The sequence below is a fragment of the Bacillus sp. IT-79MI2 genome, from assembly GCF_949768135.1.
In the GTDB taxonomy this organism is placed as follows: domain Bacteria; phylum Bacillota; class Bacilli; order Bacillales; family Bacillaceae_G; genus Bacillus_A; species Bacillus_A pseudomycoides.
Map to the genome: position 1 here is coordinate 21,333 of NZ_CATKPV010000057.1, position 23,911 is coordinate 45,243.

The 23,911-nt window shown below is 35.0% G+C and carries 23 protein-coding genes and 1 pseudogene; 17 read left to right on the forward strand and 7 right to left on the reverse strand.

Going from position 1 to position 23,911, the window contains the following annotated elements; translation table 11 throughout:
* Positions 1–85: 85 nt before the first annotated feature.
* Both ACM6HU_RS12160 and ACM6HU_RS12165 read left to right on the forward strand, forming a co-directional pair.
* A complete protein-coding gene (locus ACM6HU_RS12160; RefSeq protein WP_016113714.1) occupies positions 86–304 on the forward strand; it encodes a helix-turn-helix transcriptional regulator in 219 nt (72 codons plus the stop codon).
* Positions 291–728, forward strand: a complete 438-nt coding sequence (locus ACM6HU_RS12165; RefSeq protein ID WP_016113715.1) for a hypothetical protein — start codon at positions 291–293, stop codon at positions 726–728. The genes ACM6HU_RS12160 and ACM6HU_RS12165 overlap by 14 nt, the downstream gene beginning before the upstream one ends.
* A 255-nt stretch (positions 729–983) precedes the next feature.
* Here ACM6HU_RS12165 and ACM6HU_RS12170 read toward each other — a convergent pair.
* From ACM6HU_RS12170 to ACM6HU_RS12180, 3 genes and pseudogenes are all read right to left on the reverse strand, one after another.
* Positions 984–1,157, reverse strand: a pseudogene (locus ACM6HU_RS12170) (IS3 family transposase); the annotation flags it as partial.
* 9 nt (positions 1,158–1,166) lie between these two features.
* On the reverse strand, positions 1,167–2,951 hold the full coding sequence (locus ACM6HU_RS12175) for a sensor histidine kinase (protein WP_016131232.1): 1,785 nt from the start codon (positions 2,949–2,951) through the stop codon (positions 1,167–1,169).
* Between the two features lie 9 nt (positions 2,952–2,960).
* On the reverse strand, positions 2,961–3,665 hold the full coding sequence (locus ACM6HU_RS12180; RefSeq protein WP_016113717.1) for a response regulator transcription factor: 705 nt from the start codon (positions 3,663–3,665) through the stop codon (positions 2,961–2,963).
* Positions 3,666–3,806: 141 nt separating this feature from the next.
* Here ACM6HU_RS12180 and ACM6HU_RS12185 point away from each other — a divergent pair, with 141 nt between their 5' ends.
* The 3 genes from ACM6HU_RS12185 to ACM6HU_RS12195 all read left to right on the forward strand — a co-directional run bounded on the left by ACM6HU_RS12185 (position 3,807) and on the right by ACM6HU_RS12195 (position 5,348).
* Positions 3,807–4,634, forward strand: a complete 828-nt coding sequence (locus ACM6HU_RS12185; RefSeq protein WP_016113718.1) for a CPBP family intramembrane glutamic endopeptidase — start codon at positions 3,807–3,809, stop codon at positions 4,632–4,634.
* Positions 4,635–4,849: 215 nt separating this feature from the next.
* Positions 4,850–5,149 carry a hypothetical protein gene (locus ACM6HU_RS12190; RefSeq protein WP_016113719.1) on the forward strand — a complete coding sequence of 100 codons (300 nt, stop codon included), beginning with the start codon at positions 4,850–4,852 and terminating at the stop codon, positions 5,147–5,149.
* A 10-nt stretch (positions 5,150–5,159) separates the two neighbouring features.
* Positions 5,160–5,348 (forward strand): hypothetical protein, encoded by a 189-nt coding sequence (locus ACM6HU_RS12195; RefSeq protein ID WP_016113720.1) that lies wholly within the window; start codon positions 5,160–5,162, stop codon positions 5,346–5,348.
* Positions 5,349–5,531: 183 nt separating this feature from the next.
* On the opposite strand, the gene ACM6HU_RS12200 is transcribed toward ACM6HU_RS12195, so the two are convergent.
* Entirely contained in the window at positions 5,532–6,116 is a 585-nt protein-coding gene (locus tag ACM6HU_RS12200) for an SCO family protein (protein ID WP_016113721.1), read from the reverse strand.
* A gap of 157 nt (positions 6,117–6,273) precedes the next feature.
* Here ACM6HU_RS12200 and ACM6HU_RS12205 point away from each other — a divergent pair, with 157 nt between their 5' ends.
* Positions 6,274–7,536, forward strand: a complete 1,263-nt coding sequence (locus ACM6HU_RS12205) for a M48 family metallopeptidase (RefSeq protein ID WP_016113722.1) — start codon at positions 6,274–6,276, stop codon at positions 7,534–7,536.
* 446 nt (positions 7,537–7,982) lie between these two features.
* Here the strand turns inward: ACM6HU_RS12205 and ACM6HU_RS12210 are convergent, their stop codons facing one another.
* The 3 genes from ACM6HU_RS12210 to ACM6HU_RS12220 are packed head-to-tail and all read right to left on the reverse strand — an operon-like array spanning position 7,983 to position 9,323.
* Positions 7,983–8,510 (reverse strand): permease, encoded by a 528-nt coding sequence (locus ACM6HU_RS12210; RefSeq protein WP_016113724.1) that lies wholly within the window; start codon positions 8,508–8,510, stop codon positions 7,983–7,985.
* Positions 8,507–8,989 (reverse strand): hypothetical protein, encoded by a 483-nt coding sequence (locus ACM6HU_RS12215; RefSeq protein ID WP_016113725.1) that lies wholly within the window; start codon positions 8,987–8,989, stop codon positions 8,507–8,509. The genes ACM6HU_RS12210 and ACM6HU_RS12215 overlap by 4 nt, the downstream gene beginning before the upstream one ends.
* A complete protein-coding gene (locus ACM6HU_RS12220; RefSeq protein WP_016113726.1) occupies positions 8,982–9,323 on the reverse strand; it encodes a PadR family transcriptional regulator in 342 nt (113 codons plus the stop codon). The genes ACM6HU_RS12215 and ACM6HU_RS12220 overlap by 8 nt, the downstream gene beginning before the upstream one ends.
* A gap of 666 nt (positions 9,324–9,989) precedes the next feature.
* Here ACM6HU_RS12220 and ACM6HU_RS12225 point away from each other — a divergent pair.
* From ACM6HU_RS12225 to lepB, 11 genes are all read left to right on the forward strand, one after another.
* Positions 9,990–10,862 (forward strand): DMT family transporter, encoded by an 873-nt coding sequence (locus ACM6HU_RS12225; protein ID WP_414848215.1) that lies wholly within the window; start codon positions 9,990–9,992, stop codon positions 10,860–10,862.
* Between the two features lie 259 nt (positions 10,863–11,121).
* Entirely contained in the window at positions 11,122–12,711 is a 1,590-nt protein-coding gene (aceB, locus tag ACM6HU_RS12230; protein ID WP_414848209.1) for a malate synthase A, read from the forward strand.
* Positions 12,712–12,732: 21 nt separating this feature from the next.
* Positions 12,733–14,010, forward strand: coding sequence for an isocitrate lyase (aceA, locus tag ACM6HU_RS12235; protein WP_077295449.1), 1,278 nt, complete (start codon positions 12,733–12,735; stop codon positions 14,008–14,010).
* 352 nt (positions 14,011–14,362) lie between these two features.
* Complete coding sequence (locus tag ACM6HU_RS12240) at positions 14,363–14,566, forward strand: cold-shock protein (RefSeq protein WP_003195857.1); 204 nt, start codon at positions 14,363–14,365, stop codon at positions 14,564–14,566.
* An 809-nt stretch (positions 14,567–15,375) separates the two neighbouring features.
* Positions 15,376–15,963, forward strand: a complete 588-nt coding sequence (locus ACM6HU_RS12245; RefSeq protein WP_003206092.1) for a competence protein ComK — start codon at positions 15,376–15,378, stop codon at positions 15,961–15,963.
* A gap of 1,359 nt (positions 15,964–17,322) precedes the next feature.
* Positions 17,323–21,291 (forward strand): Cna B-type domain-containing protein, encoded by a 3,969-nt coding sequence (locus ACM6HU_RS12250; RefSeq protein WP_414848210.1) that lies wholly within the window; start codon positions 17,323–17,325, stop codon positions 21,289–21,291.
* 94 nt (positions 21,292–21,385) lie between these two features.
* Positions 21,386–21,640, forward strand: coding sequence for a hypothetical protein (locus ACM6HU_RS12255; protein WP_195743265.1), 255 nt, complete (start codon positions 21,386–21,388; stop codon positions 21,638–21,640).
* Positions 21,641–21,653: 13 nt separating this feature from the next.
* Entirely contained in the window at positions 21,654–21,920 is a 267-nt protein-coding gene (locus tag ACM6HU_RS12260) for a DDE-type integrase/transposase/recombinase (protein WP_375337740.1), read from the forward strand.
* 55 nt (positions 21,921–21,975) lie between these two features.
* Complete coding sequence (locus ACM6HU_RS12265) at positions 21,976–22,275, forward strand: ATP-binding protein (RefSeq protein WP_016132583.1); 300 nt, start codon at positions 21,976–21,978, stop codon at positions 22,273–22,275.
* A 400-nt stretch (positions 22,276–22,675) separates the two neighbouring features.
* Positions 22,676–23,269: a TVP38/TMEM64 family protein gene (locus tag ACM6HU_RS12270; RefSeq protein ID WP_016113735.1), complete on the forward strand. Its 594-nt coding sequence runs from the start codon at positions 22,676–22,678 to the stop codon at positions 23,267–23,269.
* Between the two features lie 57 nt (positions 23,270–23,326).
* The gene (gene lepB / locus ACM6HU_RS12275) at positions 23,327–23,890 is read left to right on the forward strand and encodes a signal peptidase I (RefSeq protein WP_016132584.1); all 564 of its coding nucleotides are present in this window, start codon (positions 23,327–23,329) and stop codon (positions 23,888–23,890) included.
* The last annotated feature ends 21 nt before the right edge of the window (positions 23,891–23,911 follow it).

Genomic DNA, 23,911 nt, shown 5'->3' on the forward strand with positions numbered 1-23,911 from the left:
CAATAATTTTAACGCCTGGTATGTAATATATATATTGAATCATGTAATATACATGTTACAATAGGGTTGAGGAGGGATAATATAGTTGAGAAATAAAGTAAAGATATCTCGTGTTCAAGTAGACTTAACACAACAACAATTGGCACAGAAAGTAGGTATCACTCGGCAGACCATTAGCTTGATTGAAAAAGGCGCATATAACCCTACGCTAAAATTGTGCTTGGAGATTTGTTATGCAGTGAATAAGACGTTGGATGAAATATTTTGGATTGGCCAGGAGGAGCAGATACATGAAGAAGATTAAAGATGAACGATTACAAATGCAAAATTTGAAAAACATTCGGATCGCCTTTATTGTTCAAACGATAGGGATATTTGCAATTTTACTTTATGAGGCGATAACAGAAGGGGTTATGGAGGCTGCAGATAATCCATTATGGTTAGTATTTATGCTTACTGTGGCTGTTCTAAGTTGGCTGAATCTCAAAATTTCTGTTGATGTGTATGATAATGCAAACGAACAGAAAAAGCCGCGTCCTTATTACCGAATTGTAATCCTTTCTGCATTGGTTGGCGCTGTTCTTGCATTTCTGGCGAAATTCGGTCCAGATCATAGTAATAACAGTCAAGCCTTACTCGTAGGAAGTGTCGTTTTTGTTTGCTTTCTCATCCCTTTTTCTTTTGTTCACTATTTACAAAAAAAACGATTAGAGGATGATGACGTATAATGTTACATTCTTCTATAGAAACGAAATCATCATCTCCCTTCTAATTTTCGGAAGGAACAACTATATTTCGGCTTACCTATGGCTTATTAAATGGATTCAGGATGTAAGCCTCCAAAGAACATTCACATAAATAAATCGGTGAAACGATTATTTACAATATTATTTTTGAATTGTTACGATGATAACGTCGTTGTAGAAAATAATCAGGTGTAATAGTGGATTTGAGTCAACATTTTGGACACAAAAAAGTTAAATCTAAGCTGCTTTTTTAGCCAGATCTTCTATTATTTGAGGGGGATTATAACCAATGCTACTATGGATTCGCTTGCGGTTATAAAATCCCTCAATATATTGAAATAGTGCTAGATTTGCCTGTTCAAATCTGACATATTGTGTACGATATACTTCTTTTTTCTTTAAAAAGGCGTGTTTGTATGCCTATTTCTGTATCATGTATTTATGGTAAGACCCTCTTTTATCATTAGGTGAGAAAGGGAATACCATATTAATGGTTGTTCCTTTTCCAATTTCACTTTCAATGGAAATCGTACCGTTATGTGCAAGAACAAGTTGTTTTGTAATCGCTAAGCCAAGACCTGTTCCTGCGTTGTTTTCTTCAGTATTTGTACCGCGGTAATATCGTTCAAATAAAAGCTCTTTCGTTTGCTCATCCATTCCTTTTCCATTATCAGAAATAGAAAGTGTAAAAGATTGTTTATTCTGTCCGATTTTTACAATAACATTTGTTGTTTCATTATTATGCTTTACTGCATTTGTTAATAAATTCTCAATGATACGTTGGAACCATTTTTCTTCAATAGAGTAATGAATTGCATTGGAACTAGGAACAAATTCTATGTTTTGATTTTGAAGTGTCGGGTTATTAATAAATTGTAACAAGACTTTTTGGACAAATTGATTAATCTCAACTTTAACGTGCTGAGAGGGAATTGCGTTGTTTTTTAATTGGTAAGTTAAGCTTAGATCATCAATTAATGTTGTCATATATTGAGATTTTTCGCGTATAACACGACCGAATTGTTGAATGTCGTTATCATCCCAGTTATATTGTTTCGATTCTAGTAATAGAGAGTACCCATAAATGGAACTGAGTGGTGTTTTTAAATCATGAGTGAGGCCAGTAATCCATTCCTCACGTGTTTGTTGAATAACTTGTCGTATGGACTCATTTTTTTTAAGTGTAATAGAAAGGTGCTCTAGAGCATTTGTTACATCTTTAAACAGTCTGAATGACCATTTTTCTTTACCTGAGCGCCGGAAGCGAACTGTTCTTCCTTTTTTACTTACCGGTTCTTCATATTTTCCACTAGCTATATTTTTGAGCCAACGCATTGTGTGTAATAATGGTTTACCAAATTTTCTTCCGTACCAAATAGAAAGAATAACTAAGTAGACAAAAGCGATTAGAATAATAACTCCAAATCCTATGAATATTTTTTTTGTTAATAAATCTTCATTCATATCAGATGGATAGTAATGATCATTTTTTACTGTTATGGTAAATAAGGTTTGGTCCTCTGGATTATATAAACTCGAGATATTTTCTTTGTGATTCCAAGGCTCTTTTTCAGAAAGTACAGCTTGAATGGCTGAAAAGGAGTTTCTTTTTGTTTTCGGATAAGCAAAAATCTCTTCTCCTTGTGCGTTAAATATTTGCAGCGTAGCACCTTCTGCGGTAAACTGTTTCTTTTCTTTTTCTGTTAAAGAAAATTCAGCTGATAATGGTGAACTGTGTTTTTCTTTTAACTCTTGCAGTAAAGTATTACTTTTTAGCTTCCCGCCATAAATCACAATTGCTTCCTTCTCTTTAACTTCAATGTCCCAATATGTAAATTTGTAAGGGCTTTGTATATGATGCTGCAAATAAGCAACTAATGTTGTTTTTGTATAAGAACCAGGAACATCTTCAGGAGTATTGAAGTCATAGAGTACCTTTCCATTTTTATCGACAATTTGAAGCCAATCATTTTTCTCCTCAATCATTTCTTTTACCTCAGAACTTAATGTAATACGTCCGTTTTCTGAAGAAACATGCTGAGACACAGTAAAGTTATCAAACTCTGGAACATTTGGTTCATAAAGGGTCGTACTAAAAAGATGCCCCAGGTAGACGAAAGCGACGATGACTGCAATGAGTAGAGTAAACAAGACGAAAATGTGCTGGATAATAAATTGAATAATAAGCCTTCTACTTAAGTTCATCGTCGTTACCTACTTTGCGATGAACTTATAACCAAGTCCGCGAACAGTTTTGATGTACTGTGGGTTACTTGGATCAAGTTCAATTTTTTCACGTAGTTTTCGAATATGAACCATAACTGTGTTGTCATCGCCATTATAAGCAGGAGCCCCCCATACTTTTTCGTATATTTCTTCTTTTGAAAATACGTAATTAGGATGTTCACAGAAAAAGAGTAGTAGTTGAAAGAGCTGAGCTGAACATTCAACAACGTTTCCATCTACTTGCAATTCAGCTGCATGTTTATCGACCTGAAATCTCCCAAATGAAATAAAGTGTGTCTCTTTCATAGGTTGTGTAGTTTGTTTCATATGTCTTCGAAGTTGAGCTTTTATACGAGCGACGACCTCAAGCGGATTGAATGGTTTTGTAATATAGTCGTCTGCCCCGTATAAGAAGCCAGATACTTTATCTAAATCAGATGATTTTGCTGTTAGGAAGAAAATTGGACAATCTGTTTTTTGACGAATGATTGGACAAATGTCAAAACCAGATTGTCCTGGAAGCATGATGTCTAGAATCATTAAATCATAACGATTTTGTTCTACGAATAGTAAAGCTTCTTCTGCGGATGTAGCAGTTGTAATATGAGAAAATCCTTCTTTTTGTAGAATAGTAGTTAATAGTTGTAAAATTGCCGTTTCATCATCAACAAGTAAAACATTTGCATTATACAATCTGAATCGCCCCCTATTTTCATCGAATATCATAACATTTTCTTGTAAGTTATGGGATTTTTAAGGAAAATTTAAGGTTTTCTTTGCTTAAAAATAAGATTCGAATGATATGATAAATGTAACATAGGGGAGGAGATGAGTGTGAATCCGTTTTGTTCGATGCGAGCCAGATATTTTTTGATTGTATTTACACTACTTGTTTTGATTGAACGTATTAGTAAACAATTGTTAGAGAATACATTTCATATATCAATTTCTTCTTTTGCAAGCATACTTGTACTCTACATATTTCCATCACTTTGGTTATGGTATCAATGTAAGCGCCATCGTATTCCATTTACTTTATTTGTGAATAGAAGAGAATCATTTAATCTTTTACAAGTTTTAATGATTACGGGAATGCTATGCCTTTTTAGTTATGGATATCTTGTATTGTATATGTATAGCTTTGTATGGATTACACCGGATTTTATTATAAATATATTACATGAACCAATTATAGGGAGTGCGGGCGGATACATATATCAATTTATAATAATCGTACTAGTAGCTCCTATTGTATGTGAATTTGTATTTAGGGGATTTCTATTTCAGCGTTTTGCAGCGAAATGGGGAACCGGTAAAGCAATGGTTATTGTAGCGCTTCTTTTTGGATGTTTTCATATTGATTTCCTTAGTGCTGTCATGTTTAGTATCGTACTATCAATTGTATATATTCGGACGAAAAGCTTACTGATGCCGATTAGTATTCATATGTTAAATAATGCAATCGTACTTATTACATCTTTTATGTTCAGTAAGGAAGAAATGATAAGCTTTGCGGATTTTTCTAATCAAACTCCATTTTTTACAGGACTTATTATTTTTATCATTGGATTAAATTTAGTACTAGTCTTTTTGTTCGTGAATCGTCGTTATATGAATAAAGAGGTGCCGGTAGTATATATGAATAAAATGAGAGAGTTATAGGTTAGAGAACGTAGAATTTATTGAATAATAAAAAAGATATACCTATCTTTTTTAGGCTGGAGAGAGAATCCGTCTATGTATAGAAGCGGTCAGAGCCTATTTCATCCTCATGCTAAGTGAAAATAAAAATGCAGATCACCCTTTGTTTTCATAGCGGCGATTTGTATGCTGGAAAATCAAAAAAGATTTATATAGAAAGGAATGGATATGATTCTATGAATGAAACAATTCAATCAAATAAATTGTTTTATGTGATTATGGTGAGTTTAATTGTGATTACAACAGTGAATGTAGGCTTTCGCTGGAATGAAGCATACTTTTTTGTTTATTTAGCACTTCATCTTCTAGGGCTACTATGCATTGGGGGCGGTATTGTAGTTGAGAAAAGAAGTGAAGATGGGATTAATTATATATGTGTACTTGGTCTTATACTACTTCTAGCTGTACAAGGAATTATGAAATATAGCTCCATTTCTTTTCGGGATTTAAGTTTTTTTATTAATATTTTTCAATAAGGAGTGCTGATTGGCATTGTCGAAAAAACAAGTTGGCTATGTAGTTGTTTTACTTGGATTTATCTTAATTCTTGTAGGGAAGGTTTATCTAAACCATTATGAATACGGGAAATATATAAGTGGTTTCGGTCTTGTTTGCTGGATTGCGAGTGCGCTTCTTATTCCAACATATGAGCCGAAGAAACATACAGAGAGATAAAGTGAAACTTTAATCAGTGGGGGGCTTCATCACCCGCTGAGTAAAAGCCCTCACCAATCGGGCTTTTACTGCCCGTTAATGCTGGATAAATAGAGAGTGTAGAATGGATAGGTTTAAAGTTTCGTAGCATAGTTTATATAGAATAATATGTGTGAAAAACCTCTTCGAATGATGAAGAGGTTTTTATAATGCATTTTTAATTTTCTCAAGCACTTTTTTGCTGTTAAAACCACGTTCTCCCATACCGAAGACTTCAATTAAACGATCATTTTCATCGAGTAAATAGGAATTAGAAGTATGAATATAGAGCCCGCTTCCTGGATCGCGGTACTGAAAGTTAAATGTATCTGCTAGTTTTTTCGTTTCATCTTCATTACCGCGAAGTAAGTGCCACCCTTTCGTTTTTTTCATTTCAAATGTGTTGGCATATGTAGTTAATATTTCTTTTGTATCGAACTTAGGATCAATGGTAATTGTAATAAATTCAATTTTTTTACCAAATAGTTTATCCTTTTCTAGTTCGTCTCGTAAATGCTTCATTTTGTATGTAGTAACGGGACAAATATCAGGGCATTTTGTGTATATAAATTCTACGAGTTTAAGTTTTTTTGGTAGTTGATCAAAAGATAACGTTGTACCATTTACATCCTCCATAACGATTCCACGTGGTATTTCAGCAGAAGCTTTACGATAATCTGTAAAATAGTAAATTCCAATTCCAATTACGATAACTAAACCTAATGTAAACGTAATATAAATTTTTTTCAATTTCCATCCTCCTCCTAATTTTATTTTATAAGAAAAATCCGAAAATTCATGGGGAGGGATTGAAAATTGCATGACAATTCGATGTATTAGCTTGTTCTATTTTAGGAGGAACGAACTTACAATAATAAGAGACAGGCAGCATAGAGGAGGAGATACCGTGAAGAAGGTTGTGAAGTGGTCGCTTTTTTTGTACGTTGGTTTTGCATTATTTATATATTGGTATTTATTTGGATGGAATCATGAAATTATTCCAGATATGTATAAAGGAACGAGTGCTGATCCACAGACGTTTATGAATGCAAAGGAACTTACATTAAGTCAAGATTATTCGCGTGTGAAAAATTTACTCTTTTTTTTAGCGACGCCTCTTGAATGGATTATTTTATTGTTTGTGCTTGTTTTAGGTATATCAAATCGTTTTGAAAAATGGTCAAAAGAAACGACGAAAGTACGGGTTATTCAAGTTGCTATCTATCTCTTTTATTTATCATTGCTTACAACCGTTCTTGCATTACCTCTGCAATGGATGGGGCATCAAATCTCAATTGATTACGGTATTTCAACGCAATCCACAGCGAGTTGGATAAAAGATCATGTAATTGATTTTTGGATAAATTATATTATGATGTTTCTCAGTGTTTCTGTTCTTTTATGGCTGATTTATAAATTTCCGAAGCGGTGGTGGCTAGCTGGTTGGGCTTTGTCAGTACCGTTTACAATTTTTTTAACCTTTGTACAGCCCGTTGTAATTGATCCGTTATACAATGATTTTTCTACATTGCAAAATAAAGACTTGGAGAAGAAAATTTTAGCAATTGCGGACAGGGCAGATATTCCAGCTGAGCATGTATATGAAGTGAACATGTCTGAAAAAACAACGGCCCTAAATGCATATGTGACAGGAATTGGATTGAATTCTCGAATTGTATTGTGGAATACAACGCTCCAGCAGTTAAAAGATAAAGAGATTTTATTTATTATGGCTCATGAAATGGGACATTACGTGATGAAACATATATATTGGGGTGTGGCGAGTTATATTGTGTTAACGTTTATAGGGATGTATTTGATTAGCCGTATTATCAATATGTGCCTCAGAAAATGGGGAGATACATTGCGCCTATCAAAGGTGGCGTGCTTATCGATTATCCCATTATTTTTTCTTATCTCCTCTGTGTTGTCTTTTGCAGTAAGCCCACTATCAAACTACGTATCACGTATAGAAGAACGGGCAGCCGATCAATATGCTTTAGATATGACGAAGGATGGAAATTCTGGTGTAAAGACGTTCCAGTATTTATCGAAAACAAGTTTAAGTCAAGTGAATCCACCGGCGTTAGTGAAATTTTTCTTGTATACACATCCGCCAATTTTTGAAAGAATTCATGTGTTTGAGCAGTATGAGAAGCGGAAGAAATGAGGAGTAGCGGTGACGCTGCTTCTTTATTTATGTGAATGCAAATTGGGGAGAGATAAAACCTTTCTTTTTGGGATGGGAGAGAGGATCCGCTCATACGTAGAAGCGGTCAGAGCCTATTTTCGCCCCATGCGATATGAAAACAAAAAGAGAAAAAGAGAGGAAGGGCTCTTTTGTTTACGTAGCCGTGATTTATATGTGGAAACCAAAAAAGATGGAAGTGAAAAAATAGACTACTTATAAACAGCAAATTAAATTCATTTTTTTTGTACAATGTGTTAAATCAATAATGAACCATGAAGGATAAAAACCAGTTGTATCTGTTTAGATACAACTGGTTTTTATTAATTTGCCATATTCTTTATTTTACAATGCTAGTTTATGAAGTCTTTTTGATCAAATACAAAAGGGTCTAGGATTGAGAGGCTTAAAAAATCATTCCTCGAGATCTATATTTCTTTAGTTATATCATATTTCAACAATTGTCGTTGGTCGTAGAACTTCTCATAAATAATACCCATTAAATAGAAAAATAATAGACCAAAACAAATATGAATGAGTGTAAACTTAACTCCAAATGAAGCCAATTCATATACAATAACCGGTAATTTTGCAGTTGTCCAAACTCCTAGAAAAAATACAATGTATCGTATGCTCGCTCCTTTTTTTAATAAAAGTGCTGCGATTGGAAAAGCGACATAGAGGGGACCGGCTGCAATTCCTCCTAATAATAGGGAGAACAAGATGCCATAGATGCCAGATTTTTTCCCCATATATTTAATTAATGTTTCTTTCTTCACCCATTTGTCAAGCAAACCTACGAATATTAAGACAGGAGGAAGTAGAAAGAGCATATCTAAAATGCTTTTTCCTGTTAATTGAAATGCGCTCCATCCCAACGAATGGTTTATAAAAGTTAATATAATGAGTCCCAATAGTAAAATGAAAAAAAAACGATATCTTTTTAATTCATTCATACCATCACCACCCAAATAATATACGAGAATATGAGAGACATTAACAATGCAGATGCATTACGAGAATAAGCAAAACTTCGCCCAAATATCTTTTGTTCCATCGGTAAAGTTGTGATTCCTACTGACATTAATGTAGACATTAATGCCGCAACTTGAGGGAGGCCCGCACCATTTTGGACTAATGTATTTCCAAGAGGAAACACAACAAAGCTTGGAATGAGTGCAACAGAGCCAATTATTGCTGAATAAACAATACCGATGAATCCAGATTTTTCCCCAATGATGGAAGAAATGAAGGAAGGCGTTAATATAGATAGTGATAGTCCAACGAAAAGCATAATTGATAGCATGGAAGGTATAAGATTACGAAACATTTTCCATGACTTTAATAGAGCATCTTTTGTTTTATTCCGATCCTTTACAAAAGAAATACTGATAAGAATAATGGCTAAAGAGTAAAGGAGAGCGCCATTAATCATGATTAGACTCTTTCCAGTCTTTATATTTGTCTAAGAAAAATGATAAGTTTTTCATTTTTTCTTCAATATCTATTTGAAACTCTTCTAATTGTTTTTTTCCCACTGTAGTAATTTTGTACATCTTTCTCGGCTTATCTTGATCAGATGTGTCCAAATAAGACTCAACAGCACCTTCGTTTTCTAATTTTTTTAGGGTGCGGTATATAATGGCACTATCAATTGGATTGATGGGAAGCTCTTCCTCACATTTCTGCAGAAGTTTCCCTCCATAACTATCTTCCTCTGTTAAAAACAGTAAAAGAAATGCACCTGTATGTCTCCCTGTGTGTTTCATAAAACATCTAACCTCCTTAATGAAATGTAAAAAATAGTTTTGTTATCCAAACAGCATTATACTGTTAGTAACATTATACTGTCGTTAACAGTTATATGTTACTGGCAGTATAACCTTAATATAATTTCATGTCAATTCTAAAATAAACAACATGTTTTTGATCAAACTTTATTCTAAAGCTACAAACGGATCCGTCCACACGTAGAAGGGTCAGAGCCTATTTTCACCCCATGCCATGTGAAAACAAAAGAGAGGATGTCACTTTTTGTTTACATAGCCGTGATGTATATGTTAGAAAATCAAAATAGATTGTTAAGGAAAAAATATTTTTATGTAAAATATGGTAAAATATACAGGTGGCTATAACGGGAGAAACGAGTATTTCTATATTGCCTTTTATCATCTTTATTTTTGTTTTATTTTTTACAAGGATGCTTTACATTGTAAAAGGAATGAGGATTGCAAATGCCACTTCGTGAGAATAAATGGCTTTAAGTATCTTTACGATTTTTTACATGCCATTCATCTTAGTGTATATTTAAAATTGAGAATATTACGAAATTTGAAATGTAAATGTGCGTTTTAAACTAATGGGGGTTGTTTAGATTGTTTCAAAGGAGCGCCACAAATAGGTTATTCCAAACAAAATCATTGCCAGCTATAAAAATGATCATATCGATGTCTATTTTTGGCTCAATCGGATTTTTTTCAGTAAAAACAAATTTACCATCATTTGAATTAGTATTTATTCGTTGTATTTGTGCCACTATATTTTTAACGTTATGTTGGATTGCAACAGGTCAGTTTAAAGAAGAAAAGTGGAATCGAAAAGAAATACTGCAAATATTAGCGTGTGGTGTCTTTCTTGTTTTTAACTGGGTGTTTCTATTTAAAGCTTTTGAAGTCATGTCAGTGACGATTGCGATTTCTGTGTATCATCTTGCACCAATTATTGTATTAATCATTGGAAGTGTCGTGTTTAAAGAAAGATTAACAGTGCTGTCTATTATTTCAATTCTGATTTGTTTTGTAGGTACTGTGTTAGTCGCAGGTATGGATGGGAGTGTATCTATAGAAAAACTGATGTCTTCCGGGATGGTTTGGGCACTTCTTGCAGCATTATTTTACGCATTTACCACTTTGTTAGGGAAAGGGATTAAACAGACGAGTGCGTATGCAATGACATTTTTGCAAACTTTTTTAGGGATATTTCTGTTACTACCATTTGTAGACTTTGGAGCGTTTCAAGGGTTAACAGAGAGTAATTGGATTGCGATTACAGCGACGGGACTTATTCATACTGGCTTTGTTTATTATTTATTTTTTGATAGTTTAAGAGATTTACCAACAAGACTTATTTCTGTATTAGTATTTTTGGATCCAGGTGTAGCCATTCTATTGGATACAGTATTTACGGGATTTCGCCCGACTACAATGCAGACAGCGGGGATTATCCTTATTTTTGCTGGAATGGCACTTACTTTTCGAAAATCCAAAACAAAGACAGTAGTACTAGGAGAAAATGAAAGTAAAACATAACCAACAAAACGAGTGCGGTTGTTATATAACAACCGCACTCGTTTTGTTTTAGTAAAGGGTAACAGGTAAGAGCTTTAAATATGCTGCAAAATACGATGATACTTCATTTATTAGTAAGAAAAGTGCCGACTTTGAATAAATGGATGTTATAAAAGAGAATTAATTTTCAAAAAACTCCTTCCTTTTCTGAAGATTTGTTATATAATATAAAACATAAAATCAAATCTGTTATAAAACAGTTTATAAAGGGGATGCTAATATGTCGACGCAAACTTCACGGGTTACACTCGCTTTAGAAGTATTACCGGCGTATGGAGAAATTTTGACACCGGAAGCGCTTACTTTTTTAAAAGAGCTGCATGAGAATTTTAATACACGCCGTAAAAATTCACTGCAAAAACGTGTGGAAAAGCAAAAAAGAATTGATGCAGGGGAGTTTCCAAGCTTTTTACCAGAAACAGCACATATACGTGCTGGAGATTGGACGATTGCCCCGCTTCCAAAAGATTTAGAAGATCGTCGTGTGGAGATTACAGGACCAGTAGATCGTAAGATGGTTATTAATGCTTTAAACTCGGGCGCACATCTCTTTATGGCAGACTTTGAAGATTCTAATTCGCCGACGTGGCAAAATGCGATGGATGGCCAAATTAATTTAAGAGATGCAGTGAAGGGAACGATTTCATATAAGAATCCTAATGGAAAGGAATATCGTTTAAATGATAAAACAGCTGTACTTATTGTTCGTCCGCGCGGCTGGCATTTAGAAGAAAAACATATGTTAGTTGTTGGAGAAAATATGTCAGGTAGTCTTGTTGACTTTGGTTTGTACTTTTTCCATAATGCAAAAACATTATTAGAAAAAGGAAGCGGACCATATTTTTACTTACCGAAAATGGAGAGCTATTTAGAAGCCAGGTTGTGGAATGATGTTTTTATTTTTGCACAGAAATATATCGGGATTCCGAATGGAACGATTAAAGCAACAGTGTTATTAGAAACAATCCACGCTTCTTTTGAAATGGATGAAATTTTATATGAACTTCGTGACCACTCAGCAGGATTAAATTGTGGGCGCTGGGATTATATTTTTAGTTTCTTAAAAAGCTTTCGTAACCATAACGAATTTCTACTTCCGGACAGAGCGCAAGTTACGATGACGGCTCCTTTTATGCGCTCATATTCTTTAAAAGTGATTCAAACGTGCCATCGCCGGAATGCACCAGCGATTGGCGGAATGGCAGCACAAATCCCGATTAAAAATAATCCGGAAGCAAATGAAGCTGCTTTTGAAAAAGTGCGTGCTGATAAAGAACGTGAAGCTTTAGATGGACATGACGGGACTTGGGTTGCCCATCCGGGACTTGTACCGGTTGCGCGGGAAGTGTTTAATCACATTATGAAAACACCGAATCAAATTTTTAGAAAGCGTGAAGAGATTGATGTAACAGAAAAGGATTTGTTAGAAGTACCGGTGGGAACGATTACAGAAGAAGGGCTTCGTATGAATATTAGCGTCGGCATTCAATATATTGCATCATGGTTAAGTGGCCGCGGGGCAGCACCGATTTATAATTTGATGGAAGATGCGGCAACGGCAGAAATTTCACGTGCGCAAGTGTGGCAATGGATTCGTCATGAAGGCGGGAAGCTAAACGATGGTCGCAAGATTACATTTGCTTTAGTAGAAGAGTTTAAATCGGAAGAGCTAGCGAAAATAGAACGAGAGATTGGCAAGGAACAGTTTGAGAAAGGTAGATTTGTAGAAGCAACAAAGCTTTTTACTAATTTGGTGCGTAATGATGAATTTGAAACATTTTTAACATTACCAGGTTACGAGATTTTATAAAAGGAAAAGGGGATGGAAGAGATGAAAAACGAAAGAGTACAAAATTTACAAGAAAGCTGGGAGTTAGATGAACGTTGGAAAGGGGTAACGCGTCCTTATTCTGCTGAGGATGTAATTCGTCTGCGCGGGTCAATTGATATTGAACATACATTAGCACGCCGCGGGGCAGAGAGGCTTTGGGAATCACTTCATACAGAAGATTATATTAATGCGCTTGGTGCGTTAACAGGAAACCAAGCGATGCAGCAGGTGAAAGCAGGATTAAAAGCAATTTATTTGAGCGGTTGGCAAGTGGCAGCGGATGCCAATCTATCCGGGCACATGTATCCGGACCAAAGTTTATATCCAGCGAACAGTGTACCAGCTGTTGTAAAGCGTATTAATCAAACACTGCAGCGTGCAGATCAAATTCAGCATATGGAAGGAAGCGGTGATACAGATTATTTTGTACCAATTGTTGCGGACGCTGAAGCAGGATTTGGTGGACAGTTAAACGTGTTTGAATTAATGAAAGGTATGATTGAGGCAGGCGCGTCAGGCGTTCACTTCGAAGATCAATTATCTTCAGAAAAAAAATGCGGACATTTAGGCGGAAAAGTATTACTGCCAACGCAAACAGCGGTACGTAATCTAATTTCTGCTAGACTTGCTGCGGATGTAATGGGCGTGCCAACAATTATTGTAGCAAGAACGGATGCAGATGCTGCGGATTTAATTACGAGTGATATTGATCCAGTTGATCAAGAATTTATTACAGGAGAGAGAACACCAGAAGGGTTCTACCGTACAAACGCGGGGCTCGACCAAGCAATTGCGCGCGGTTTAGCATATGCACCGTATGCAGATCTTGTTTGGTGTGAAACATCTGAACCGAATTTAGAAGATGCAAAGCGTTTTGCGGAAGCGATTCATGAGAAATATCCAGGGAAATTACTAGCGTATAACTGTTCCCCATCTTTTAACTGGAAACAAAAATTAGATGAAAAAACGATTGCAAACTTCCAAAAAGAAATTGCATCATACGGATACAAATTCCAATTCGTAACACTTGCAGGATTCCATGCATTAAACTACGGTATGTTTGAACTCGCACGTGGCTATAAAGAGCACGGTATGGCAGCATATTCTGAATTACAACAAGCAGAATTTGCAGCAGAAGAGCACGGCTACTCTGCAACGCGTCATCAGCGAGAGGTTGGAACAGGCTACTTTGATGAAGTGGCACAAGTGATTACAGGTGGAACATCTTCTACAACGGCCTTGAAAGGTTCTACGGAAGAGGCGCAGTTTACGAAGTAAGTGAGGGAGCGGGTGTCCTTTAAGGGCACCTGCTTTTCTTTTGTATGTATCCCGCTGAGGGAAGTTTCATTTTATTATGAAGTAAAATTTGTACTAGTAATGCTTTGTTTTATGAGGGATACCAAAAATTAGAAAAATAGAATTTCAAAAAATATTGTACATTCTATTTTAAATATGCTATGATTATCTCAGTTGAATAACTAAATCAAGCAATCCATATATTATCAAGTGCTGAAAACGAACGAGAAAAAGTATGTGAGAACTGTTTTATGTTTCGTATTTGATAATGTGTGGATTCTTTTTTTATGTATGCAGACTAAAAAAACTTATATTTTCTTAGGAGGAAATAATTATGACAGTAACAGGACAAGTAAAATGGTTTAACAATGAAAAAGGTTTCGGTTTCATCGAAGTTCCAGGCGGAAACGATGTATTCGTTCACTTCTCTGCAATCACAACTGAAGGTTTCAAATCTTTAGAAGAAGGCGAAAAAGTTAGCTTCGAAATCGAAGATGGCAACCGCGGACCTCAAGCTAAAAACGTTGTAAAACTATAATTTTATAGTACGTGATAAAAAAGGATGGCATATGCCATCCTTTTTTTTGTTGAGAATTTTGTAATCATCTTTCCATTCGAGTTTGAGCGTAGCAAAAAAACTTCCTTTACAATTAAGCCGACGATTGTAAAACATCTACCGAAAAAATAATAAACAATACAAATGGATATATTTAATATTAGAATAACTTTTTATATTACGATCTTTAATATTGAACATGTACCTTTCATGTAAATATTAAATGAAAAAACAAGTGAATCTATTTTCTATTAGTAGACAGTAATACTTCTACTTCAAAATTGTACAGAAAGTAAAGGGTTTAGATGAGAAGTAAATTATTCGTAAAGGACTGATTGATAAGGATTTCTGTCAGTAAGTGCGGAAAGCTGTTTATTATTGAACTACCCCCACCTTCACTTCATTTAGAGGAGGGGGTCTTCTCGGTTAAAATGATAAAAGTTTTATTTTTCCCGTAAGAGAGATACGTAAATGGGTGTGGAAATATATAGGGAATAGGTAATTTTGTACAAGTTTATTGAATCATATATGTGAAATGAGATTTTGTTATGTTACAAATATTTCAAAAAAGAAAATTTCTGTTTTTATATAACAATATATCTTTTTCCTGTAGAGAAATATGGAGATTTTATATAGATATTTATATGAAGGAATATTATGAATTTTTAAAGTTTTATAAGAAAATGTAAAATATTTGAAAATATTAACTATTTTGGGTTTTGGATGGTACAATTATCCATGCAGCTGCTGTTATGGATTGTAAGAAAAAATAATGAAGGAGCGAATGTAAGATGGGTGAACAAGTAGAACGCTACGTTGAAAACTATGTCGTAAACAAGAACACTATGGCCTTACTTCCAGTTATTTTAGGAGAAAAACGTATTGTAACGCGAGTGGTTGAGGTAGAAGACTCTTTTTTCATGTTTCAAAAGCCGCTTGATATTGTCGAACGAAGTTGCCGCAAGCACGGATCTAGTTTTTTAGGTAGAAAAGACGGTACAAAAGAGTTAACACGTATTACGCACAAAGCACCCATTGCGATTAGCCCGACAGATCAACTTTACTTTTTTCCTACGTATTCTTATTCTAGAAAGGAATGTGCCTGGTTGTCTCACTTCCATATTGAAAACAATAAAGAATTAGCAGATGGTAACTTAATCATTCGATTTATCAATGGCCTCGCAGTGAAATTAGAAATATCAAAGAGTAGTTTCGAGAATCAGCAAAATCGAACCGCAAAACTTCGGACAGAGTATGAGGATCGTAAAGATAAACAAAGGGGGCTTCATTTTAAGCAAGTCGATAAGGAATATATATCTACATTGAAGCCTGCGTATGAAAAAGCATATCTTGTGAAAGAAGAAGACGAAAAGGAATGATAATTGATAGGTGGAAAGGATGGGACAACCATCCATGGTCATGAAGTTAACAAAAATAAACCAGATGTTTTTCAGCATCTGGTTTATTTTTGTTAGATATAGGTATGAGAAGTAAAATGTTGATTCAAACCATCAGAAGAAAGGGAAACACCAGTTGTCTCAATCCGCTTATGAGCCACTTCAAGAGTTTCAGTAAGTGAGGGTTCTTTTTTTTTAATGTTTTATGCTTAATGAGATAATTACTGTAAGAGTTATTTTTTAAACTACTCACCACTTAACGGACTGTTTGAAGTGGGAGATAAAATTCAGATTTTAGTTGAATATGAAATATATCAAGTATATTATCTTTTCCTTCTTTGTTAATTTCGATATATTTTAATGTTTAAATGTTTTTTGTTGAAATAGCCTCTTTGTATTACATATTAATTAACGATAAGTGGTGTTATATTAACTTCCAAATAAGTGTCGAATTTATCAGAAAATTGTATATATTCGTCTTGTTATACCTTATGTTTAGTGTTAAACTCATAATCACAAAGAGAGAGTAGTTGCAAATATCCTCCTTTAAAATAAAAAGACTGAAAATTCAGCTTTATTATTTTTCATTTGATTGACGTGTATGTTTACTACTCTTTCTTTTATATATATTCAGCATTAAAAATTGATATTTCGGTACAGATAGGAGGGACTATAAAATAGGAGGTCTATCTCAAAATTGGTATTTATCCATGTTGGAACAACTGTTAGGTTTCTTTAATTACAAAATTGGTTACAAAAGTTACAAAAACTATTTTTATTGTTGAAATAGCCCTAATATTACGGGTGAGAGCATGAAAAATGCCTTTAAGAGGGAGGTGAAGGGTTCTGGTAAATAAAATTGTGAATCATTAAAAAGGTGCTATCAAATTTGGACATAATGATGTTATGAATCTAATACTAACGGAAAGTAGTATAAATAAACCAATAGCACTTAAATGAAAACATTATTAACCAGAAATTTATGCTCACAATAAGATGGCATATATGATACAATTTAAGATTTTGAGATTTGATAGGAATGGTGAGAGAATATAATTTTCCTAGTTGTAATACTATCACGATATATTAAGAATGTAAATATTAAAATTAATAGATTTAGTGTTACATTAGAAAAAATGAAGATGTATGGAGAGTAGAAGAATCATTTATAGAGATCTATTTTCAAGCTTTTAAGCTTATAACAGTCGAAAGAGAAAAATACCATCAGCCTATTGAGTCATTGTCATAGCATATTCATATTAGAAGCCATCTAAATATAATTGATAGGAGAATGATATGGTAAAAAGAGTAACTTCGATTTTTTCAATTCTAATGCTTTTTATGTTTACAATAGGTCAAAGTTTGATGCCTATAATAGCAAATGCACAAGAGTTAAATACAACAGGATTTGTGGATAGTTTTACGATTGATAAAACAAAACTAAGTTACGGCGAACAGGCTAAAATAAATGTAACTTTTAGTGATAAATCTGGAAATAGGATGAAGTCTGGAGACACACTAACATTAACGCTGCCCCCAGAATTAAAAGGATTCAAGGGAGCGATTCCATTAAATGATGAGCAAGGTAAGAATTTTGGTACTTGTCAAGTAAATGCAGGTAATGTGGTATGTACATTTAATGATATGGTTGAGAAACTCCACAATATTAAAGGGCATTTTAATTTTACAGTTCAAGCTACTAATGTAGGAACGGATCAAACGAAAGATGTTGAAACAAATTTAGGCACAACTTTAGATAAGCAAACTGTAACGATTACCGGTCCAACCAGTGGTGGTGGTACAGGCTCTAAACCGTTTTTCTATAAAACTGGTGATATTCAACCAGATAACCCGGATGAAGTGCGTTGGTTCTTGAGTATAAACTTAAACAAAGAATATTTAAGTAGAGATATTGTTGTGTCTGACAGTTTGCAGGAAGGTCAAACACTTAATAAAGATAGTTTTCGAATAACAGTTAATGATAGAGAGTCTTTATCAATTAAACAATTTGAAGATCAACGTTATGGATATGTTCAGTTTAATGACGACGGTCATTCATTTAAAGTCGTGATTAATTGGAATATGGGAAGTGCTAGGTCTTTTACCGTTTTTTATACAAGTACTATAACGGAAAGCGGAAAGAGCCAAGAATCTTTTAAGAATGATTATAAGATTGATTATCAAATTCTATACAAACAACCGGTTTCTGAGTCGGGTAGTGCCACAGTCGCAAATATAACATCTGGTGGTGGTGCTCAAGGTGATTTACCTCCTAAAGGAACATTAAGAATTGTTAAGCACCTTGGAACGGATGAAGACAAAGTAATACCGAATGTCTCGTTTAAGTTGTATAAAGAGTCAGGTGAACAAGTTGGAGATGTATATGTAACGGATGAAAAAGGAATAATTGAAATTCCTAATTTACAATCAGGTAAATATTATGTGCAAGAGGTTTCAGCTCCAGAGTATATTGATTTCAATCCTCAGGAAAAAGTAAGTTTTGAAGTTAAATCAGGTGCTGTAAATGGAGTTAAGTTGCCGATTTCGAATAAAGTGAAAACTACATTCATTACAGGAACAAAAATATGGAAAGGCGATAATGCGAAAGAACGTCCGAAAACAATCAAAGTAGACTTACTACAAGATGGTCAGGTCATCGCAACGCAAGAAGTAAGCGAAGCAACAGGCTGGAAGTATGAATTCAAAGATTTAGTGGCATACAATGCAGATGGCAAAGGATATAAGTATGAAGTAAAAGAACAACCAGTAGATGGATATCAAACAGAAGTCAAAGGTTATGACATTATAAATACAAAAGTGGTACAAATAACAAAAGTAGAAGGAACAAAAACGTGGAAAGACGATAATGCGAAAGATCGTCCGAAAACGATACAAGTAGACTTACTTCAAAACGGTCAAAAGGTTGATACGAAAGAAGTAAGTGAAGCAAGTGGCTGGAAGTATGAATTTAAAGATTTAGCAGCCTACGATGCGAATGGCGCTGCCTACAAATATGAAGTGAAAGAACAACCAGTAGATGGATATCAAACAGAAGTCAAAGGTTATGACATCACGAATACAAAGGTTGGCCAAACAAAAGTAGAAGGAACGAAGACGTGGAAAGACGATAATGCGAAAGATCGTCCGAAAACGATACAAGTAGACTTACTTCAAAATGGCCAAGTCATTGCGACACAAGAAGTAACAGAAGCAACAGGGTGGAAATATACATTTAAAGATTTAGCAGCCTACGATGCGAATGGCGCTGCCTACAAATATGAAGTGAAAGAACAACCAGTAGATGGATATCAAACAGAAGTCAAAGGTTATGACATCACGAATACAAAGGTTGGCCAAACAAAAGTAGAAGGAACGAAGACGTGGAAAGACGATAATGCGAAAGATCGTCCGAAAACGATTCAAGTAGACTTACTTCAAAACGGTCAAAAGGTTGATACGAAAGAAGTAAGTGAAGCAACAGGGTGGAAATATACATTTGCAGATTTACCAGCTTATGATGCAGACGGCAAAGCCTACAAGTATGAAGTAAAAGAACAAGCGGTAGATGGATATCAATCAGAAGTCAAAGGTTATGACATCACGAATACAAAGGTCGGCCAAACAAAAGTAGAAGGAACGAAGACGTGGAAAGACGATAATGCGAAAGATCGCCCGAAAACAATCAAAGTAGACTTACTACAAAATGGCCAAGTCATTGCGACGCAGGAAGTAACAGAAGCAAGTGGCTGGAAGTATGAATTTAAAGATTTAGCAGCCTACGATGCGAATGGCGCTGCCTACAAATATGAAGTGAAAGAACAACCAGTAGATGGATATCAAACAGAAGTCAAAGGTTATGACATCACGAATACAAAGGTAGGTCAAACAAAAGTAGGAGGAACGAAGACGTGGAAAGACGATAATGCGAAAGATCGTCCGAAAACGATTCAAGTAGACTTACTACAAAATGGCCAAGTCATTGCGACACAAGAAGTAAGTGAAGCAACAGGGTGGAAATATACATTTAAAGATTTAGCAGCATACGATGCAGACGGAAAAGCCTACAAGTATGAAGTGAAAGAACAACCAGTAGATGGATATCAAACAGAAGTCAAAGGTTATGACATCACGAATACAAAGGTTGGCCAAACAAAAGTAGAAGGAACGAAGACATGGAAAGACGATAACGCGAAAGAACGTCCGAAAACAATCAAAGTAGACTTACTACAAAATGGCCAAGTCATTGCGACACAAGAAGTAAGTGAAGCAAGTGGCTGGAAGTATGAATTTAAAGATTTAGCAGCATACGATGCAGACGGAAAAGCCTACAAGTATGAAGTGAAAGAACAACCAGTAGATGGATATCAAACAGAAGTGAATGGTTATGACATCACGAATACAAAGGTAGGTCAAACAAAAGTAGGAGGAACGAAGACGTGGAAAGACGATAATGCGAAAGATCGTCCGAAAACGATTCAAGTAGACTTACTACAAAATGGCCAAGTCATTGCGACACAAGAAGTAAGTGAAGCAAGTGGCTGGAAGTATGAATTTAAAGATTTAGCAGCCTACGATGCGAATGGCGCTGCCTACAAATATGAAGTAAAAGAACAACCAGTAGATGGATATCAAACAGAAGTCAAAGGTTATGACATCACGAATACAAAAGTAGGAAAGACAAAAGTAGAAGGAACGAAGACGTGGAAAGACGACAATGCAACAGATCGTCCGAAAACAATTCAAGTAGACTTACTTCAAAACGGTCAAAAGGTTGATACGAAAGAAGTAAGTGAAGCAACAGGGTGGAAATATACATTTGCAGATTTAGCAGCTTATGATGCAGACGGAAAAGCCTACAAGTATGAAGTAAAAGAACAAGCGGTAGATGGATATCAAACAGAAGTCAAAGGTTATGACATCACGAATACAAAAATCAAGGACGAACCAGGTGTAGATCCAGACAAAGATCCAAACAAAGATCCAAACAAAGATCCAAACAAAGATCCAAACAAAGATCCAGACAAAGATCCAGACAAAGATCCAAACAAAGATCCAAACAAAGATCCAAACAAAGATCCAGACAAAGATCCAGACAAAGATCCAAACAAAGATCCAAACAAAGATCCAAATACACATACAAACACAAACATAAATAGCGATTCAAAAGTTCCACCTACTAAAGAAAATGATAAGACGACAGCATTACTTCCTAAAACAGGTGGAACACCAACGGAAATGATTTCAATTATTGGAGGTATGGTATTGTTCGTTTTAGGTGGATTCCTATTCGCTCGTCAACGAATGAGATAATAAAAAACTGGTTCTGGTGCAAGAAATCTATCAGACTTGGACATGCTGATCTTAGTAACTTAGAAAGGCTGGAGATTATGTATATCAAAGTCAAATGATTTCAAATAGAAACTATCAAGGTATTATCTTGTTAATAGTAAGTGACTTAGTGAAGATAATAGGAGAACATAGATTATCTAATGCGTATACAACGATTATAAACTGGGTTCATCAGTATGAATCAGAATTAAATAATCCATATGAAAGTAACAGGGTAATGGATGTATTTATCCCGATTGTTGAGGGCTTTCCATCAGTGGGAGATGAAGCCCTCAACCGGTGGAAGTTTCACTTTATAGCGTGCCGTTGATTCGGAAGGAAATATAACTGATTTTTACTTAGGAAAAACAAGAGATCATAAGGCCGCAAAGCGCTTTTTCAAGAAAGCTTTGCGGTCTTTTCATATTTCAAATTCGTATGTTATCACTCTAGACAAGTATCTGGCCTATCTATGTGCAGAGTCGAAGAAAGAGAAAAAGATACCAGCAGGCATTACGAAAAGACAGGTGAAATATCTAAATCACAATGTAGAACAAAATTATCGTTGTATTAGGAAACTGTTTAAAGTGTTCATCTTATTTTCGGAATAATTAATTTTTAGAGAATTATAATAATATATTAAATAAAAAGGAGATAGGTTAAATAATGAGATATACACTTAAAGACCTTATAAATATAAACGAGTTCAAGAACATAACAGAACAATTTTATAATTTAACTAAAGTTCCATACTGTCTCCTCGATAATAATCAAAATGTTATATTTTCCAAAGGCGAACCTTTCTATAGTACAAAAGAAAAGGGAACGGGTGTTGGGCTTATGATTAGTTATCAAATTAGTGAAAGTCATGGTGGAAAAATAAACATAAGAAGCCAAGTAGGGAAAGGAACCACTGTTATAGTATTTTTGCCCATTTATAATAATACGGTTGTTGATTTTAGTTGAAAACTGGATTGATAATTTACAATATGAAGGAAGATAAAGGACGTTTTTGGGGGATATAAATTTATCCCGCTATTTGCGAGCATTAAGACTCCCACCTCAAGATTTCGAGAGAAGCGAAGAAGATAGGTGGGAGATAACTGCCCGTAAATACCCGATTGGTGAGGGCTAATAATCAGTGGAGGGTGAAGAAAACTCCACTGATTAAAGTTGCACTTTATTTATCAATATGTAACATCCTGTCAAATAATGATAGATTATCACGCAATAATAATGAAGGATTTTTACATAAAACTATGGAACTTTAATAGATATATCTCCATATGTCGTATCTACCATTTCCTCTTTCCAATAAGCGATGATAAAGTAGGGATAGGAATATAGCAAAGGGGTAAATTGTAGAATGGATTTTCAAACAATCAAAGAGTATTTTTCAGCAGAAAATATGGACCAGATTGTAGAGAGTTATCGGGCACTTGGACCACTCCTTGGTATTGGCTTGCCGATGGTAGAGGCGCTTATCCCGGCACTGCCACTTATTTTGTTTGTGATGGCAAATGCAGTTGCCTTCGGGTTTTGGTTTGGTTTTTTGTATTCATGGCTTGGATCGGTTCTCGGTGCATTAATTGTATTTTCAGTTATTCGTCGTTTTGGACGAAGTCGATTCTTCTCGTTTGTGAATAAACATCCGAAAGTGCGTAAAGCGATGGGATGGATTGAGCGAAAAGGATTCGCACCTATTTTTATATTATTTTGTTTTCCTTTTACGCCGTCTGCACTTATTAATGTTGTGGCTGGTTTATCACGTATTAGTATAAGGCAGTTTGTGTTAGCGTTAGCGCTTGGAAAGTTAGTCATGATTCTTATTTTAAGTTATATTGGGCATGATTTAACTTCTTTTATCCATAAGCCTGTGAAAACAATTATTGTCATAGGTGTCATTTTTATTTTATGGTATGTCGGTAAGAAGATTGAGGTAAAGCTAGAACTACATTAAGACTAGTCTTCGCTATAATTAGGGCTCCAGTATAGAAAAGGGTGAGGGGAGAGACAGATGAAGCGAGCTTTGAAAAAAGAAGGCCTAGAGTGGATGAGAACAATCTTTATAGGTGTGCTATTAGCTGTTTTCTTTCGAACGTTTTTCTTCTCAACGTATGTTGTAGAGGGGAAGTCAATGATGCCGACACTTCAAGATGGAAATATGCTTGTTGTGAATAAGGTTAGCTATCAAGTTGGGGAGTTGAACCGATTTGATGTTGTCGTGTTTCATGCGAATAAAAAGGAAGACTATGTAAAGCGAATTATCGGTTTACCAGGTGATCGGATTGAATATAAGCATGACAAATTGTATATAAACGGTCAATTTATTGATGAGCCTTATTTGGAAACATATAAGAGGCAAGCGGAAGGCCGGCAGTTGACAGGTGATTTTACGTTAGAAGAATTAACGAGAGAAAAGGCTGTTCCGAAGGGGTATATTTTTGTGATTGGTGATAATCGTCTCGGCAGTTGGGATAGCAGGCATTTTGGATTTGTAAAAGCAGATACTGTTGTCGGGAAAGTGGATTTACGCTATTGGCCGATTCATGAAGTGCAAACGAATTTTTCAAAAGGATAATGAAATGATTTATCCCGCTAT